We start from the raw sequence: 15,006 nt of genomic DNA on the forward strand, positions 1-15,006 counted from the left end.
TGCAGGGCGGTCGGTTCTGTGGAATCGACCAGATCGATCGGCGAGAGAGGGCAGGTTTTGACGGAATCGCAAGGGGCGGCGTCCGCGCTCGACGAGCTCGACCTCCGCGTGCTCACCGCCCTCGTGCGCGCCCCGGGACGATCCAACAAGGCGCTCGCCGACGAGCTCGGCATCGCCGAGTCGACGTGCGCCTATCGCATCCGATCGCTGCGCTCGCGCGGTGTGCTCCGCGGCGTCCGGGTCGTCGTCGACCCCGCATCAGTCGGTCTTCCTCTGCAGGCCGTGATACGCGTGCGCCTCGGCCGCCATACGCGGGACGGCGTGGGGCGCCTGTTCGACGCTCTGGTGGCCACGCCCGGCGTCATCGAGGTCTTCCACGTCGCCGGAGAGGACGACTTCCTCGTGCACGTCGCGGTCGAGGATGCCGCGGCGCTCCGCGACATCGTGCTGCAGCACATCACCGTGCACGAGTCCGTGCGCACGACCGAGACCCACCTGGTCTTCGAGCGACGCGAGGGCGCCGGGCCCCTCGCCCGCGTGGTGCGGTGACGAAGGGCCGGCGGAGCGGGAGCGCGCTCAGCCCTGCGGGTCCCACAGCGAGTGGTACGCGTTGATCGCGGGCTGGCCCCCGAGGTGCGCATAGAGGACCGTCGAGTCCGTCGGGATGTCCCGCGTCTGCACGAGGTCGATGAGGCCCGCGAGCGACTTGCCCTCGTAGACGGGGTCGGTGATCATCGCCTCGAGCTGCGCGCCGAGGGCGATCGCCTGCATCGTGGAGTCCACCGGAATGCCGTAGAGGTCTCCGGCCCACCCCTCGAGCACCTGGATCTCGTCGTCGCGCAGGTCGCGCCCCAGCTCGATGAGCTCCGCGGTGTGCCGCGCGATGCGGGCGACCTGGTCGCGCGTCTTGTCGATGGTCGCGGAGGCGTCGATGCCGATCACGCGACGACGCACGCCGGTGAGCTCCTCGAGGGCCGCGAAACCCGCGATCATGCCGGCGTGCGTCGATCCCGTGACCGTGCACACCACGATCGTGTCGAAGAAGACACCCAGCTGCTTCTCCTGCTCCGCCACCTCGAACGCCCAGTTCGCGAAGCCGAGCCCGCCGAGAGGGTGCTCGCTCGCGCCGGCGGGGATCGGGTACGGGGTGCCGCCGGCGGCCTCGACCTCCGCGAGCGCCTGCTTCCAGGAGTCGCGGATGCCGATGTCGAACCCCGAGGCGTCCAGCCGCGAGTCGGCGCCCATCATCCGCGAGAGGAGGATGTTCCCGACCTGATCGTTCGTCGGGTCGTCCCAGGGCACCCACTTCTCCTGCACGAGGCGCGCCTTCAGACCCAGGTGCGCCGCGACGGCCGCGACCTGCCGGGTGTGGTTGGACTGATAGCCGCCGATGGACACCAGGGTGTCGGCGCCGGAGGCGAGCACGTCCGGGACGATGTACTCGAGCTTGCGCGTCTTGTTGCCGCCGAAGGCCAGCCCGCTGGACACGTCCTCGCGCTTGGCCCACACCTGCGCCCCGCCCAGGTGTTCGGAGAGGCGTCGCAGATGGTGGACCGGGCTCGGGCCGAAGGTCAACGGGTGGCGGGGGAACTCGTGCAGCTTCATGGGCGGCTCTCTTCGATCGTCGTGGCTGTCGGGGTGGTCAGGCTGGTCGGGGTGGTCAGGGTCTGCCAGGTGAGCTCGGCGAGGCGTGCCGCGGCCTCCGCGTCGCCGGCCGCGCACAGCTCGAGGATGCGGTCGTGCCGGGTCGCCGATTCGGCTCCTTCGTGTCCGGAGAAGCGGAGGCGCTCGGCACGGCGCAGGACCGGTTCGTACTGGGCGATCACACCGGCGACGGCGGCGTTGCCGCACGCGCGGACGGCGACCGCGTGGAAGCGCGCGTCGGCCTCCATCGCGGCGTCGAGGTCGCCGGCGCGCTGGGCGCGCGCGAACTCCTCGTTCGCTTCGCGCATCTCGTCCAGGTCGTCGTCGGTGAACCGTGGCGTGGCCGCGCGGACGGCGACCGCGTGCATCGCGCCCACGACGGCCTGCGCATCCCGGATGGCCGCGTCGTCGAGGGGAGCGACGACGGTCGAGCGGCCGGGCGTCGTCTGGACGAGCCCCGCGCGTCCGAGTTCGAGCAGCGCCTCGCGCACGGGCGTCCGGCTGACGCCGAGTCGTTCGGCCAGCTCGGCGTCGCGCAGCTGCTCGCCGGGGGCGAGCGTTCCCGCGACGATGGCGTCGCGCAGGCGCGCGTGCACGTCGTCACGCAGCAGCGTGCGGGAGAGGGGGGCGTCGTCTAGCGGCACGATATGCAATATATCGCACGGATCGACCCCGCGGCCCCGACGGGCGGTGCGGCGTCAGGAGGCGGCGAACGCCACCGTGCCGTCGGCGACCGACGCCGCGACGAGCCGGAGGTGCACGACAGTGCCGGGGGCCGCGTCGAGTCCCGGCACCGCGGCTTCGACGGGCGGGTCTGAGAGCTGGACGCGGGCCCCGTCCTTCCGGCGCAGGAGGACGATGCCCTCGAACACCTCGCCTTCATGGCCGACCAGGAGTGCCGCCTCCACGCGATCGAGCGCACCGGCGTCGAGGCGCGACGCGAGCGACGAGGTGCGGGCCATGATCGCGGGCAGATCGCCGAGGGACTCCCGCGCCCATGCCGGCACGTCTCGGCCGTTCGCGAGCGCATCGCAGACGACGAGCGACCACCGATCGACGAGGCGCCGCAGGGGAGCGGTGGTGTGGGCATAGGCCGCACCGATCGCCGCCTGCTGGGTCTGCGCCGGGACGGACCCGTCGAAGGCCTCGTACCCGGCGCCCCGGAACAGCCCGCCGGCGTACTCCTTGACGGCTAGCGCCGCGGGGGAGCGGTCGAGGCCGCGCAGGTAGTCGCCGTAGCCCGTGCCCTCCGGCCAGGGCAGCCCGAGCGCCACCGTCTGCGTGCGGAACTCCGCGACGTCCTCGGCCGAGGCCGGCGGCATCGTCCGCAGGATCCCGACGCCGCCGCGCAGCATGATCTGCGCCGCGGCCATCCCTGTCATCAGCGACACCTGGGCGTTCGCGTCCTCCAGGGGCACGCCCTCGTCGAGTTCGAGGCGGTAGCCGTCGCCGTCGGGCACGACGCGCGCCTCGGGGATGTTGAGGCTCGCGCCTCCCCGTTCCCGTTCGCGCTCGGCGCGCAGGGCGCCGAACCACGGCAGCGCGAGCAGGGTGTCCGGAGCCTCTCCGCGGTCGACGGCGGCCTGCGCCTCGTCGTAGGACCACTGACGACGCGAGCGGACGATCGCCCGCGTGAGCGTCGTCTCGATCGGGCGGGCGCCGTCGTCGAGGACGAACCGCCAGACGTAGGCGCGGCGGTCGACCCCGGCCAGAAGCGAGGCCGCGTGCTCGCTGATCACCTCGGGGTGCAGCGGGATGCGCCCGTCCGGGGCGTACATCGTCTGCCCGCGACGACGCGTCTCCGCGTCGAGCGCGCCGTCCGGGGTCACGTAGGCCGGGACGTCCGCGATCGCGTAGTGGAGGACGGCTCCCCGGGCGGTGCGTTCGAGGTGGAGCGCCTGATCGAGGTCGGTGGAACCGGCCGGATCGATCGTGAGGAAGGGGATCGCGCGGAGGTCCGCGACCCGGGCGGACGCGGGATCGGTCGGCACCGTCGCGGCCGCGCGCTCCGCCTCGCGCTGCGCGTCGGCGGGATAGGCGGAGGGCAGATCGAGGGAGCGGCGCAGCGAGGCGAGCGAGGCGGCGAGCTCGCCTCGTGCCGTCGTGGACATGATCCGGGCGCGTCGCGTGGTCACGCCGTCAGTGTAGGCGGGTCGTCCGGGTACGCACGGAGGCCGGGGCCTCGACGATGCGAAGCCCCGGCCTCCGGCCGATCAGCCGAACTGGTTCATCGTGTTGTGGGCGCCGCCCGCCTTCAGTGCGGCGTCTCCGGCGAAGTACTCCTTGTGGTTGTCGCCGATGTCGCTGCCCGCCATGTTCTGATGCTTCACCGTCGCGATCCCCTCGCGGATCTCGCGGCGCTGCACGCCCTTCACGTAGGCGAGCATCCCCTCGGTGCCGAAGTACCCCTTGGCCAGGTCGTCCGTGGACAGCGCGGCGGTGTGGTACGTCGGGAGGGTGATGAGGTGGTGGAAGATGCCGGCGCGCGCGGATCCGTCCCTCTGGAACGAGCGGATCCGCTCGTCGGCGAGACGACCGAGCTCGGTGTCGTCGTACTCCGGGCTCATCAGGTCGTCGCGGTTGTACGCCGACACGTCGGCGCCCTGTTCGACCAGGGCGTCGTAGGCCTGCTGGCGGAAGTTCAGCGTCCAGTTGAACGACGGGCTGTTGTTGTAGACGAGCTTCGCGTTCGGGATGACCTTGCGGATCTCATCCACCATCCCCGCGATCTGGGCGACGTGGGGCTTCTCCGTCTCGATCCACAGCAGGTCGGCGCCATTCTGCAGCGACGTGATGCAGTCGAGGACGCACCGCGCCTCGCCGGTTCCCGGGCGGAACTGGTAGAGGTTGCTGGGCAGACGCCGCGGGCGCAGAAGGGCGCCGCCCCGCTTGATGACGACGTCGCCGTTGCCGAGATCGGCCTCGGAGATCTCCTCGACGTCGAGGAACGAGTTGTACTGGTCGCCGAGGTCCCCCGGCTCGTGGGTGACGGCGAGCTTCTGGGTGAGGCCGGCGCCGAGCGAGTCGGTGCGGGCGACGATGACGCCGTTGTCGATGCCGAGCTCGAGGAACGCGTAGCGCACCGCGTTGATCTTCGCGAGGAAGTCCTCGTGCGGCACGGTGACCTTGCCGTCCTGGTGGCCGCACTGCTTCTCGTCCGACACCTGGTTCTCGATCTGGATGGCGCACGCGCCCGCCTCGATCATCTTCTTGGCGAGGAGGTAGGTCGCCTCGGGGTTGCCGAATCCGGCGTCGATATCGGCGATGATCGGCACCACGTGGGTCTCGTGCGTGTCGATCTGGGTCTGGATGAACTCGGCGGCCGTGTCGTCGCCGGCGGCGCGTGCGGCGTCGAGCTTCGAGAAGAGGAGGTCGAGCTCGCGCGTGTCGGCCTGGCGCAGGAACGTGTACAGCTCCTCGATGAGCGCGGGGACGGCCGTCTTCTCGTGCATCGACTGGTCGGGGAGCGGGCCGAACTCGGAGCGCAGCGCGGCGACCATCCACCCGGACAGGTAGAGGTAGCGCTTGTTCGTCGACTTCAGGTGCTTCTTGATCGAGATCAGCTTCTGCTGGCCGATGAACCCGTGCCAGACGCCGAGCGACTGGGTGTAGACCGAGGAGTCGGCGTCGTACTCGGCCATGTCGCGGCGCATGATGTCGGCCGTGTACTGGGCGATCTCGAGCCCCGTGCGGAATCGGTTCTGCAGTCGCATGCGGGCGACGTATTCCGGATCGATGGCGCTCCAGCTGGCGCCGTGCTCGTCCTTGAGTGCCTGGATGGCGTGGATGGCGTCTTCGTACGCGGTCATGATGGGTCCTTTTCGTTCGTGGCCTGCCCCGAAGACCGGGGAGCTCCTCGCGGTGATCCCACTATCGGCCAATAAACACGGCTCTTCGTGCCAGATTCGAGGGGAAGAACGCGAGAAATTCTGCAATGCGGAATCACGCGCCGGCAACGGGGCGACCGTCCGCGGATCCGTAGACTGGATGACCGTGGTCACCCGTCTCTCCTCCTTCTTCCTCCGCACGCTCCGCGAAGACCCGGCCCAGGCCGAGGTCGCGAGCCACAAGCTGCTGATCCGCGCCGGGTACATCCGGCCGCAGGCGGCCGGCATCTTCGCGTGGCTCCCGCTGGGCCTGCGCGTGCGGGCGCGGATCGAGACGATCATCCGAGAGGAGATGAGCGCCGCCGGAGCGCAGGAGGTGCACTTTCCCGCGCTGATGCCCCGGGAGGCCTATGAGGCGACGGGCAGGTGGGAGGAGTACGGCGATCTGCTGTTCCGCCTCCAGGACCGCAAGAAGGGCGACTACCTGCTCGCGCCCACGCACGAGGAGGCCTTCACGCTGCTCGTGAAGGACCTCTACTCGTCGTACAAGGACCTTCCCGTCACGCTGTACCAGATCCAGGACAAGTACCGCGACGAGGCGCGCCCGCGCGCCGGTCTGCTCCGTGGGCGCGAGTTCACGATGAAGGACGCCTACTCGTTCGACTACACCGACGCCGGGCTCGACGCGTCGTACCAGGCGCAGCGCGATGCGTACGAGCGGATCTTCCAGCGGCTCGGGCTCGAGTACGTGATCGTGCAGGCGGATGCGGGCGCGATGGGCGGTTCGAAGTCGGAGGAGTTCCTGCATCCGACCCCCGTCGGTGAAGACACCTTCGTGCGCTCCGCGGGTGGGTACGCCGCCAACGTCGAAGCGTTCGAGACCGTGATCCCCGCCGTGATCTCCGTCGAGGGGTTGCCCGAGCCGGTGATCTTCGATTCGCCCGACACCCCGACGATCGACACCCTCGTCGCCCACGTGAACGCGACGCTCGACGTCACCGGGGGGGAGTACGGCGCGGCGGACACCCTGAAGAACGTCGTCCTCGCCCTCACCCACCTCGACGGGACGCGCGAGCTCGTGATCGTCGGGATCCCCGGAGACCGGGACGTCGACGACAAGCGGGCCGAGGTGGCGTTCGCCCCGGCCGCCGTCGAGGCGGCGACCCCGGACGACTTCGAGAAGCATCCGCTGCTCGTGAAGGGGTACATCGGGCCGTGGTCGCCCGAAGGTGCGATCCTCGGCGAAGAGGCGGCCACGGGCATCCGGTATCTGCTCGACCCCCGCGTCGTCGACGGGAGCTCGTGGATCACCGGAGCCAACATCGATCAGAAGCACGTGCACTCCCTCGTCGCGGGGCGCGACTTCGCCGCGGACGGGTTCGTCGAGATCGCGAGCGTCCGGGAAGGCGACCCTGCGCCGGACGGATCGGGCCCCGTGACCCTCGCGCGCGGGATGGAGATCGGCCACGTGTTCCAGCTGGGGAGGAAGTACGCCGAGGCGCTCGGGCTCAAGGTGCTCGACGAGAACGGCAAGCTCGTCACCGTGACGATGGGCTCCTACGGCATCGGCGTGACCCGGATCCTCGCGATCCTCGCGGAACTCAACAACGACGAGAAGGGCCTCATCTGGCCCGAGTCGGTCGCGCCCTTCGATGTGGAGGTCGTCGCGACCGGCCGCGACGAGGCGGCGTTCGCGCTCGCCGCGGATGTGTCCGCGCAGCTGGAGGCCGCCGGGCTGGACGTCCTCTACGACGACCGCCCGAAGGTGTCGCCGGGTGTGAAGTTCGGCGACGCCGAGCTGATCGGCGTGCCGTGGATCGTCATCGTCGGGCGAGGTGCCGCCGCCGGTGAGGTCGAGGTGTGGGACCGCCGGTCGGGCGAGCGCTCCGTCGTGTCCGCCGCAGCCGCGGTCGCGCAGCTGCCCCGTCGCTGAGTCGACGGACGCGCGAGGCTCAGAACGGCGCGGGCTCCTCGACGGGGTCAGCCTCGGGCTGCGCGACGAACACCGGCATCCGCCGTTCGGGTTCGACGAAGTAGCGTCGGCCGTAGGGCGAGGTCCACTGCATGACGCCGCCGCTGCCGGGCACGTGGACCACCGTCCACCCGCCGTGGTGCTTCACGGTGTGGTGTCCCGTGCACAGCGGGGCGAGGTTGCCGAGGGCCGTATCGCCGCCGTCGCTCCAGGCGACCGTGTGATCGATCTCGCATCGCGCGGCCGGCATCGAACACCCGGGGGCCATGCACCGCTCGGCTCGCCAGCGGACGAGCCGCCGGAGCTCGGGTGGGGGATCGTACCGGGTGCGACCCAGCGAGAGGGCGATGCCCGTCTCGGGGTGGGTGAGCACCCGCGTCCATGACGGTGCTCCCGCGCACAGCTCACGGGCGCGCTCGATCGGGATGGGGCCCACGCCCTCGACGAGCGCCGGGTGCGTCGTCGCGTGCGCGTCAGCGAGGAGCGACAGGGCCGGCACCGTGACCACGACGGTCGGACGGATGCCCCGCACCGGCGTCGCGTGGCCGTCGCATACGCCGTCGATCAGCAGATCGCACAGCACATCGGCTCGGACCTGGTCGAGAGTGCGTGTCTCCGTGTCGTCGCCGGCATCCGCCGAGCGCTCGGAGCGTCGACCCGCCATCGCCGCGCCCATGCGCGTCAGCCGATCGAAGGCCGCGTGAGCTTCGACGGCGGGGAGATAGGCGGTGAGATACGCCATGCCGTCGGATGCGGGTTCGACGCTCACGCGGCGGTCGGCGAGGGCTCGCTCGTGCCTCTCGGGGAGCGTCTGCGTGTTCAACTCATCGATGAGGCGGCGGAGCCGTCGGCGGAAGGAGCCCGCGGGAAGCTCCTCGGCCAGCTGGACGGCGGTGTCGGCGAGCCGTGCCGCGACCGCCGGCGCTGCGGCGTCGAGCAGGTCGACGAGGATGCGGGCGTGCTGATCGGTGATGCGCGCACCACGGAGAGCGTCGAGCGCGCCCCGGTACCGTCCTTCCAGCGCGACACCGTGACGGAGGAGCTCGCCGGCCGCATACTCCGTCACGCGCAGGGCTGCGGCGAGTTCCAGACGTACGGAGCGGTCGACCATCTCCGCGGTGGCGTACGAGCCGGCATCGTGCAGCGCGTCGCGCCGCAGGGCTGCGATCGACTCGTACTGCTCGGCCGTGTGCAGCGCGATGAGGGTGGCGATGTCCGTGACGTGGTCGACGGGATCGCGCGGTGCGAAGGGGCCGGCCGAGGCGGCGAGATCGTCCCAGTAGCCCGGGTACGGCTCTGTCGAGGTCTCGTCGTCCATGCATCCAGTATAGAACACAGCTACGACATCGAGAAGGCCGCATCCCGGAATGTGTAGAACAAAAGGATCATGGCGAGTTCGTCGGAGATCGGCGCTCGGACCCGGAAATCCGGAGGAAACCTCGATGGCCTAGCATGATGCGAGGTCGCTGCAGGCCACCCCCCACCCGTCGCGGTCCCCGAAGGAGAACTCCCGTGCGCGATGTCCCCACCGGCATGACGGCGCGCGGCAGGCGCGGGAGGATCGTCGCCGCGCTGCTCGCGGTCATCGTCGCCGTCACGGCGTTCGGCGCGCCCGCCGTGGCGCAGGCGGCGTCACCGTCGGGCTGGCTCTCCACGTCCGGGTCGCGCATCGTCGCATCCGACGGCAGCACGTTCACGATCAAGGCCGCGAACTGGTTCGGCCTCGAGACGCCCAACTGCGCGCCGCACGGGCTCTGGTCGATCACCCTCGACGAGGGTCTCGCCCAGATCGCGCGCATGGGGTTCAACACCGTGCGCCTGCCCTACTCGAACGAATGCCTGGGCGCATCCTCGACGTCGTCCATCGATGCATCGCGCAATCCCGATCTGGTGTCATTGAGTCCTCTGCGTCTGATGGACGCCGTGATCGCGAAGGCACGCGCACACGGGCTCCGCGTCATCCTGGACCGCCACCGCATCGAGTCCTCCGGTCAGTCGGAGCTCTGGTACACCGCCGCGTACAGCGAGAAGCGCTGGATCGACGACTGGAAGATGCTCGCCGCGCGCTACCGGAACGATCCGACGGTCATCGGTGCCGACCTCCACAACGAACCGCACGGCTCGGCCTGCTGGGGATGCGGCGACGCATCCCGCGACTGGCAGGCGGCCGCGACCCGAGCGGGAAACGCGGTCCTCACCGCCAATCCGCGTCTGCTGATCATCGTCGAGGGCGTCGAGCGCCAGAACGACGGCAGCACGACGTGGTGGGGAGGCGGGCTGAAGGACGCCGGGGCGAAGCCCGTCGTGCTGAAGAAGCCCGGACGCGTCGTGTACTCGCCCCACGAGTATCCGGCCTCGGTGTACGGCCAGAAGTGGTTCTCCGCGGCGAACTACCCGGCCAACCTGCCCGGCGTCTGGGACGCGAACTGGGGCTATCTCGTACGCACCGGGACGGCACCCGTCTTCGTGGGCGAGTTCGGGACGAAGCTCGAGACGACGAGCGATGCGCAATGGCTGCGGTCGCTCGTCTCGTACCTGCGCACGACGGGGATGAGCTTCGGCTACTGGTCGTTCAACCCCAACAGCGGCGACATCGGTGGTCTGGTCGCCGACGACTGGAAGACCGTGCAGACCGCGAAGCTCACCGCGCTCGCGCCCCTGCTCCGCGGGACGTCGCCGAAGCCGACGAGTTCGCCGAAGCCGACGAGTTCGCCGAAGCCGACGTCGTCGCCGAAGCCGACGAGTTCGCCGAAGCCGACGTCGTCGCCGAAGCCGACGAGTTCGCCGAAGCCCACGAGTTCGCCGAAGCCGACGTCGTCGCCGAAGCCGACGAGTTCGCCGAAGCCGACGTCGTCGCCGAAGCCGACGAGCTCTCCGAAGCCCACGAGTTCGCCGAAGCCCACGTCCTCGCCGAAGCCGACGTCGTCGCCCAAGCCGACGTCGTCGCCCAAGCCCACGTCGTCGCCCAAGCCCACGTCCTCGCCGACGGCGACCTGGATGCTGCAGAGCTCGTGGCAGGACGGCTATGTCGCCGAGTTCGCGGTGGCCTCGTCGGCGGACACCGAGGAATGGACGATCTCGTGGCCGAGCCCGTCGGCGGCGCGGGTCGTGAACGCCTGGGGGATGTCGTGCGGCATCGACGCGGACACGATCACCTGCAGCGGCACGGACTGGGCGGAGACCCTGTCGGCGGGTGAGACCGTCCGCGTCGGACTGCAGGTCGCGGCGGCGTCCGCCCCGGTGGATCCGTCTGTCACGACGACCGCGCCGTCGAAGTAGGCGTCGCCGCACGCGACCCGCGTCACCGGGCGAACGCCTCGAGCAGAGTCGCCGCGCGTTCCGCACCGCCTGCATCGGCGAGCTCGACGGCGATGCGTTCCGCGCGCAGTCGGAAGGACGGGTCGGCACGCACTCTGCGCACGGCCTCGCTCACGGCGCGCACCGTCGGCGTCCCCGTGCGCAGGTCGATCCCGGCCCCCGCCGCCGCGACGCGTCCGGCGACCTCGGGCTTGTCGAGGTCGCCGCCGGCCACGACGAGCGGCACCCCGTGCGACAGCGCCGTCAGGACGCCGCCCCAGCCGCCGTTCGTCACCAAGACCTCGGAGCGCGGCAGGAGCTCGTCGAACGGAAGGAACGCGGCGGTGCGCACGTGCGCCGGGATGGGGAACGGCAGACGATCCTGGCCCGGGACGCCGGTCGACGCCGCGACGAGCACGTCGGCATCCCGGAGCGCCGTGAGGGCGGGGCGGAGAAGATCGTCCGGATCGACGTTCTGCGTGCCCTGGGTGACGACGATCACGCGCCGCCCCGCCAGGTCGTCCCACCACGGCGGCCGCGGCGGGTCGAGCGGAGCGGCGAGGCGTCCGACCCAGTGCAGATGCGCCGGACGATCGGGCAGATCGTGGTCGAGCGCCGGCACGCCGGAGGCGAGGATCAGCTGCGCGGACCACACCTGCCTGTCGAAGCCCACCCGCGCCGGCGCCAGGCCCGATGCGTCGCGGGCCCGCCTCGAGGCCGCGTTCAGCCGCCCCGAGAGCGCGGGGATGAGCGCGCGCAGCGCCGCGTCCCGCCCCCGGCCCCACACCGAGCGGCCGGGGCTCAGCCCGAGGCCGGGGGGCGGCCCCTGTGCCGACACCAGATGCAGCGGCAGCACGGCGATCGTGGCCCACCGGCATCCGAGGGCCTCCGCGATGATGCTCGGCGCCAGTGAGGCCTCGTCGCTCGCGAGGGCGTCCCAGGGCTCGCGCTCCCACTCCGCCCGCACGTCCGCCAACTGGGCGGGCGCCGTCGCGATGAAGAGGTCCTCCATGTTGACGAGAACCTGGCTCAGACCCTTCTTCCCGACCAGCCGCGGAAAGGTGGCGGGGAGGTTCTGCTCGTCGAAGTCGGGGGCGGTGCGCCAGGGGATGAAGCGCGCTCCGGTCTGCTCGACGCGGGCGCGGAACGCGCCGCCGGTGTACATCCGCACGTCGTGGCCGCGCGCCACCAGCCGCGCGGCCACGGCGGTGACGGGGGCGACGTGTCCCGAGAAGGGCATCGCGGTGAGGAGGAACCGGCTCATGTCCCCTCATCATGTCCTTCGCGGCGCCGCGGCGCATCGGTGCTGGCACGGGCCCCGCGGGCGTCGCCGGAGGGCATCGGCGTCAGCGACCGCGGGCGCCGGAGAGCACGCACCACAGCGCCAGCGCGCTGAGCCCGGCGGACACCGAGGCCACGACGACGACGGGACCGGGGACCTCGCCGCGCGCGAAGAGCACAACCGGGATCACGAGCTGAAGGATCAGCACCGCTTGGCCGACGGCGACGATCACGGCGTACCGGCGCCGCCCGGTCCACGTGAGCGGCGTCAGGACGATCGTGGCGAGAGCGATGGCGGGCATCACGACGGCGAGGGCGATCACCAGGACATCCCACGCGCTGCCGTCGAGGCCGATCTCGGAGACCGCGGGGATCGCGGAGAGCACGGCGAGCAGGACGCTCAGCACGAGGCCGACGCGCAGACGCGCGGGGTGGCGCGCTCGCCCGGCGGCGCCGTCGAGGGCGGTGGAGGATGCGAGGGACATGGGTGCTCCTGACTGTCGTGGCCCCGCCGTTCGCGGGGCGCTCCACCGAGCATCCCGTCGCCGTCGCCGCTCGGCATGGGGGCCCGCCCCCGCACGGCCGGGCGGATGCCGGGAGTCGCACCCGGGACGCGGGAGCGACGGCCGACCGGGATTCGCCGCGGCGACGACCCTCGACGCTCACGACGACGTCGTCACGACACCCACGTCGTCACGACAGAGGGAGCCACGCGTCGACGCGCCACCCGTCGGCGCGCGGACCCGCGTCGACCCGTCCGCGCAGCTCCGTGACGCGGTCGCGGAGCGATGCGAGGCCGATGCCCTCGCTCCACCGCGGCGGCGGGCTCCCGTCGTCGTGGATGCGGACGGCGAGGCCGTCGCTCGTCACCCGCACGCTCACCTCGACGAGCGTCCCCGACGAGTGCCGTGCGGCGTTCGCGATCGCCTCGGCGGCGACGCGGAAGGCGGCCAGCTCGACGGCGGGGGTGAGCTCGGGAGGATCGCCCGGGAGGTCGACCGCCACGGTCAGACGTCCGCGCGCGCCCGCCTGACGGGCGAGCGCACCCCAGAGACCGTGCTCCTCCAGTTCGATGGGGCGCAGGCCGTACGCCACCCGCCGCACGCCGTCCACGGCGGCGCGCAGTTCCTCGCGCGCGGCGTCGAGCGTCGCCGCGGCCGCGTCGGGGTCGTCGACGAGCTGTCGGCGTGCGGCGTCGGCGCGGTACAGCGCCCCCGTCAGCACGGGGCCGAGCCCGTCGTGCAACTCGCGGTGCAGCCCGGAGCGCTCGCGCTCCCGAGCCTCCACGGTGGCCGCGCGCGCCCGCGCGAGACCGGCCGCGAGCCGTCTGGTCCGCAGCAGCAGCGCCAGGGACGGCAGCAGGAGCTCGAGTGCCGCCCGGTCCTCGCGAGAGAGCCGGAGCTCGCCGGGCCGGAGGGCGACGTCCAGCACGGCGTCGTGCGCCGCGTCGACGATGAGGCTCTCCGTGACCGCGCCATCGGTGACGCCGTCCTGCGCCCGCGGCGACGCGGAGGCCGCGATGAGGCCACCGCGGTCGCGCAGGGACAGCCGGGGCAGGCGCAGGGCCGCGCGGACCTCCTCGACGACGTCGGCGGGCGTCTGGTCGGCGGTGTCCGTCGTGCGCAGGTGTTCGCCGACCGTGCGCGCGGTGCCGGAGGGATCGATCCGGCCGCCGAAGAGCGCCCGGCCCACCGTGCGCCGGAGCAGACGCAGCCCGGGGGCGTAGCCGATCGCGATGGCGACGGCGGCGACCGTCTGCGCCGCGCGTTGCGCGCCGGCGGGGAGGACGGCGTCGGAGACCGCCGTCAGCAAGCCGAAGACCGCGAGCGCGAAGACCGCGGTCGCGGCCTGCAGCGTGACGGTGGAGATCGGGAGGAGGACGCCCACGAAGACCGCCCCGGCGACGATGACCTGGACGGAGGCGAGGGCGACGCCGCTCGGCGGAAGGACGTCCGCGGGGGCGAAGAACGCGGGGAGCGCGGTCAGGCTGCCCACGAGCGGCACGGACGACGCGAGCACGGCGGCGCGTCGCGACCCCCGCCAGGCCGGAATGATCGTCGCGACGGCGACGAGGGCGAGGGCGACCGTGACGACGAGCACGATGACGGGAAGGACGGGCGGCGATCCGTCCGCGGCGGCGCGCACGTCGGCCGCCGGTCCCACCGCGGCGAGGGCGAGGAGGAGCCCGACGACCAGGGCGATCCGCTGCACCCTCACGGCGTATCCCGCCCCCGGCCCAGCCCCGCCTCGCGTGCGCGCACGATGGCCTCGGCTCGCGTCGCGACGCCGAGCTTCAGGAAGATCGACGACACGTGGTTGCCGACCGTCTTCCCCGCGATCACGAGTCGGTCGGCGATCGCGCCGTTGGACGCCCCGCGAGCGATGAGGTCGAGGATCTCGCCCTCGCGCGGCGTGAGCGTCGGGAACGTCTCCGCGAGGCGCGGCGGAAGCAGGCGGCCGAGAACCGAGGGGGCGACGCCCGGCGCGAGGATGACGGAGCCGCCGGCGACGGCACGCAGCGCCCGCTCGATCTCCTCGGGCGCGGCACCCTTGAGCACGTATCCGCGCGCTCCCGCTGCGAGGGCTGCGGCGACGTGGTCGTCCTCGTCGAACATCGTCAGCACGAGGACCGCGATCCCGGGGTGATCGGCGTGCAGCCTGCGCGTCGCCTCGACCCCGTCGACGCGCGGCATCCGGAGATCCATGACCACCACGTCGGGGCGGGTGATCGCGGCCTCCCGCACCGCTTCGGCGCCGTCGGACGCCTCGCCGACGACCTCGATGCCGGGCAGCGTGGTCAGCATCGCGACCAGTCCGCCGCGCACGATCGGATGGTCGTCGGCGACGAGCACGCGAATCGGATCCGGCGGCATGCGCCCATTGTGACGCCGCGGGGACCCGCGCGTCATGGGGGCGGGCCCCCAGGTGCCGGATGCGATGTCCCTGGCCCCCGGGAATCCGGGAACGCCAGGGTGGAGGCCATCC

The 15,006-nt window shown here is 72.0% G+C and carries 12 protein-coding genes; 3 read left to right on the forward strand and 9 right to left on the reverse strand.

Going from position 1 to position 15,006, the window contains the following annotated elements:
* Positions 1-57 precede the first annotated feature (57 nt).
* Entirely contained in the window at positions 58-549 is a 492-nt protein-coding gene (locus WFI00_RS08270) for an Lrp/AsnC family transcriptional regulator (protein ID WP_336631729.1), read from the forward strand.
* A gap of 27 nt (positions 550-576) precedes the next feature.
* Here WFI00_RS08270 and WFI00_RS08275 read toward each other — a convergent pair whose 3' ends face one another.
* The 4 genes from WFI00_RS08275 to WFI00_RS08290 all read right to left on the reverse strand — a co-directional run bounded on the left by WFI00_RS08275 (position 577) and on the right by WFI00_RS08290 (position 5,453).
* Entirely contained in the window at positions 577-1,605 is a 1,029-nt protein-coding gene (locus tag WFI00_RS08275) for a 1-aminocyclopropane-1-carboxylate deaminase (RefSeq protein WP_336631728.1), read from the reverse strand.
* A complete protein-coding gene (locus WFI00_RS08280; RefSeq protein WP_336631727.1) occupies positions 1,602-2,288 on the reverse strand; it encodes a GntR family transcriptional regulator in 687 nt (228 codons plus the stop codon). Before WFI00_RS08280 ends, WFI00_RS08275 begins: the two co-directional genes overlap by 4 nt.
* Before the next feature lie 54 nt (positions 2,289-2,342).
* Positions 2,343-3,779, reverse strand: a complete 1,437-nt coding sequence (locus WFI00_RS08285) for an RNB domain-containing ribonuclease (RefSeq protein ID WP_336631726.1) — start codon at positions 3,777-3,779, stop codon at positions 2,343-2,345.
* A 78-nt stretch (positions 3,780-3,857) separates the two neighbouring features.
* A complete protein-coding gene (locus WFI00_RS08290) occupies positions 3,858-5,453 on the reverse strand; it encodes an isocitrate lyase (protein WP_336631725.1) in 1,596 nt (531 codons plus the stop codon).
* Positions 5,454-5,637: 184 nt separating this feature from the next.
* Between WFI00_RS08290 and WFI00_RS08295 the strand changes: the two genes are divergently transcribed.
* Positions 5,638-7,404, forward strand: coding sequence for a proline--tRNA ligase (locus WFI00_RS08295; RefSeq protein WP_336631724.1), 1,767 nt, complete (start codon positions 5,638-5,640; stop codon positions 7,402-7,404).
* A 19-nt stretch (positions 7,405-7,423) separates the two neighbouring features.
* On the opposite strand, the gene WFI00_RS08300 is transcribed toward WFI00_RS08295, so the two are convergent.
* Positions 7,424-8,761 carry an HNH endonuclease signature motif containing protein gene (locus WFI00_RS08300; protein ID WP_336631723.1) on the reverse strand — a complete coding sequence of 446 codons (1,338 nt, stop codon included), beginning with the start codon at positions 8,759-8,761 and terminating at the stop codon, positions 7,424-7,426.
* A 194-nt stretch (positions 8,762-8,955) separates the two neighbouring features.
* Between WFI00_RS08300 and WFI00_RS08305 the strand changes: the two genes are divergently transcribed.
* Positions 8,956-10,722, forward strand: a complete 1,767-nt coding sequence (locus WFI00_RS08305) for a cellulase family glycosylhydrolase (protein ID WP_336631722.1) — start codon at positions 8,956-8,958, stop codon at positions 10,720-10,722.
* A gap of 22 nt (positions 10,723-10,744) precedes the next feature.
* Here WFI00_RS08305 and WFI00_RS08310 read toward each other — a convergent pair whose 3' ends face one another.
* The 4 genes from WFI00_RS08310 to WFI00_RS08325 all read right to left on the reverse strand — a co-directional run bounded on the left by WFI00_RS08310 (position 10,745) and on the right by WFI00_RS08325 (position 14,894).
* The gene (locus WFI00_RS08310; protein WP_336638480.1) at positions 10,745-12,004 is read right to left on the reverse strand and encodes a glycosyltransferase; all 1,260 of its coding nucleotides are present in this window, start codon (positions 12,002-12,004) and stop codon (positions 10,745-10,747) included.
* An 82-nt stretch (positions 12,005-12,086) separates the two neighbouring features.
* On the reverse strand, positions 12,087-12,506 hold the full coding sequence (locus tag WFI00_RS08315) for a hypothetical protein (protein WP_336631720.1): 420 nt from the start codon (positions 12,504-12,506) through the stop codon (positions 12,087-12,089).
* A gap of 208 nt (positions 12,507-12,714) precedes the next feature.
* The gene (locus WFI00_RS08320; RefSeq protein WP_336631719.1) at positions 12,715-14,238 is read right to left on the reverse strand and encodes a sensor histidine kinase; all 1,524 of its coding nucleotides are present in this window, start codon (positions 14,236-14,238) and stop codon (positions 12,715-12,717) included.
* Positions 14,235-14,894, reverse strand: coding sequence for a response regulator transcription factor (locus WFI00_RS08325; protein WP_336631718.1), 660 nt, complete (start codon positions 14,892-14,894; stop codon positions 14,235-14,237). The genes WFI00_RS08320 and WFI00_RS08325 overlap by 4 nt, the downstream gene beginning before the upstream one ends.
* Between the last annotated feature and the right edge of the window lie 112 nt (positions 14,895-15,006).

The sequence above is a fragment of the Microbacterium sp. MMO-56 genome, assembly GCF_037146215.1.
GTDB lineage: Bacteria > Actinomycetota > Actinomycetes > Actinomycetales > Microbacteriaceae > Microbacterium.

What these genes read in the sequence shown, in the direction of transcription:
- WFI00_RS08275 (WP_336631728.1), bottom strand. Translation starts at nt 1,605, where the DNA reads ATGAAGCTGCACGAGTTCCCCCGCCACCCGTTGACCTTCGGCCCGAGC.
- WFI00_RS08290 (WP_336631725.1), bottom strand. Translation starts at nt 5,453, where the DNA reads ATGACCGCGTACGAAGACGCCATCCACGCCATCCAGGCACTCAAGGAC.
- WFI00_RS08300 (WP_336631723.1), bottom strand. Translation starts at nt 8,761, where the DNA reads ATGGACGACGAGACCTCGACAGAGCCGTACCCGGGCTACTGGGACGAT.
- WFI00_RS08310 (WP_336638480.1), bottom strand. Translation starts at nt 12,004, where the DNA reads ATGAGCCGGTTCCTCCTCACCGCGATGCCCTTCTCGGGACACGTCGCC.
- WFI00_RS08315 (WP_336631720.1), bottom strand. Translation starts at nt 12,506, where the DNA reads ATGTCCCTCGCATCCTCCACCGCCCTCGACGGCGCCGCCGGGCGAGCG.
- WFI00_RS08325 (WP_336631718.1), bottom strand. Translation starts at nt 14,894, where the DNA reads ATGCCGCCGGATCCGATTCGCGTGCTCGTCGCCGACGACCATCCGATC.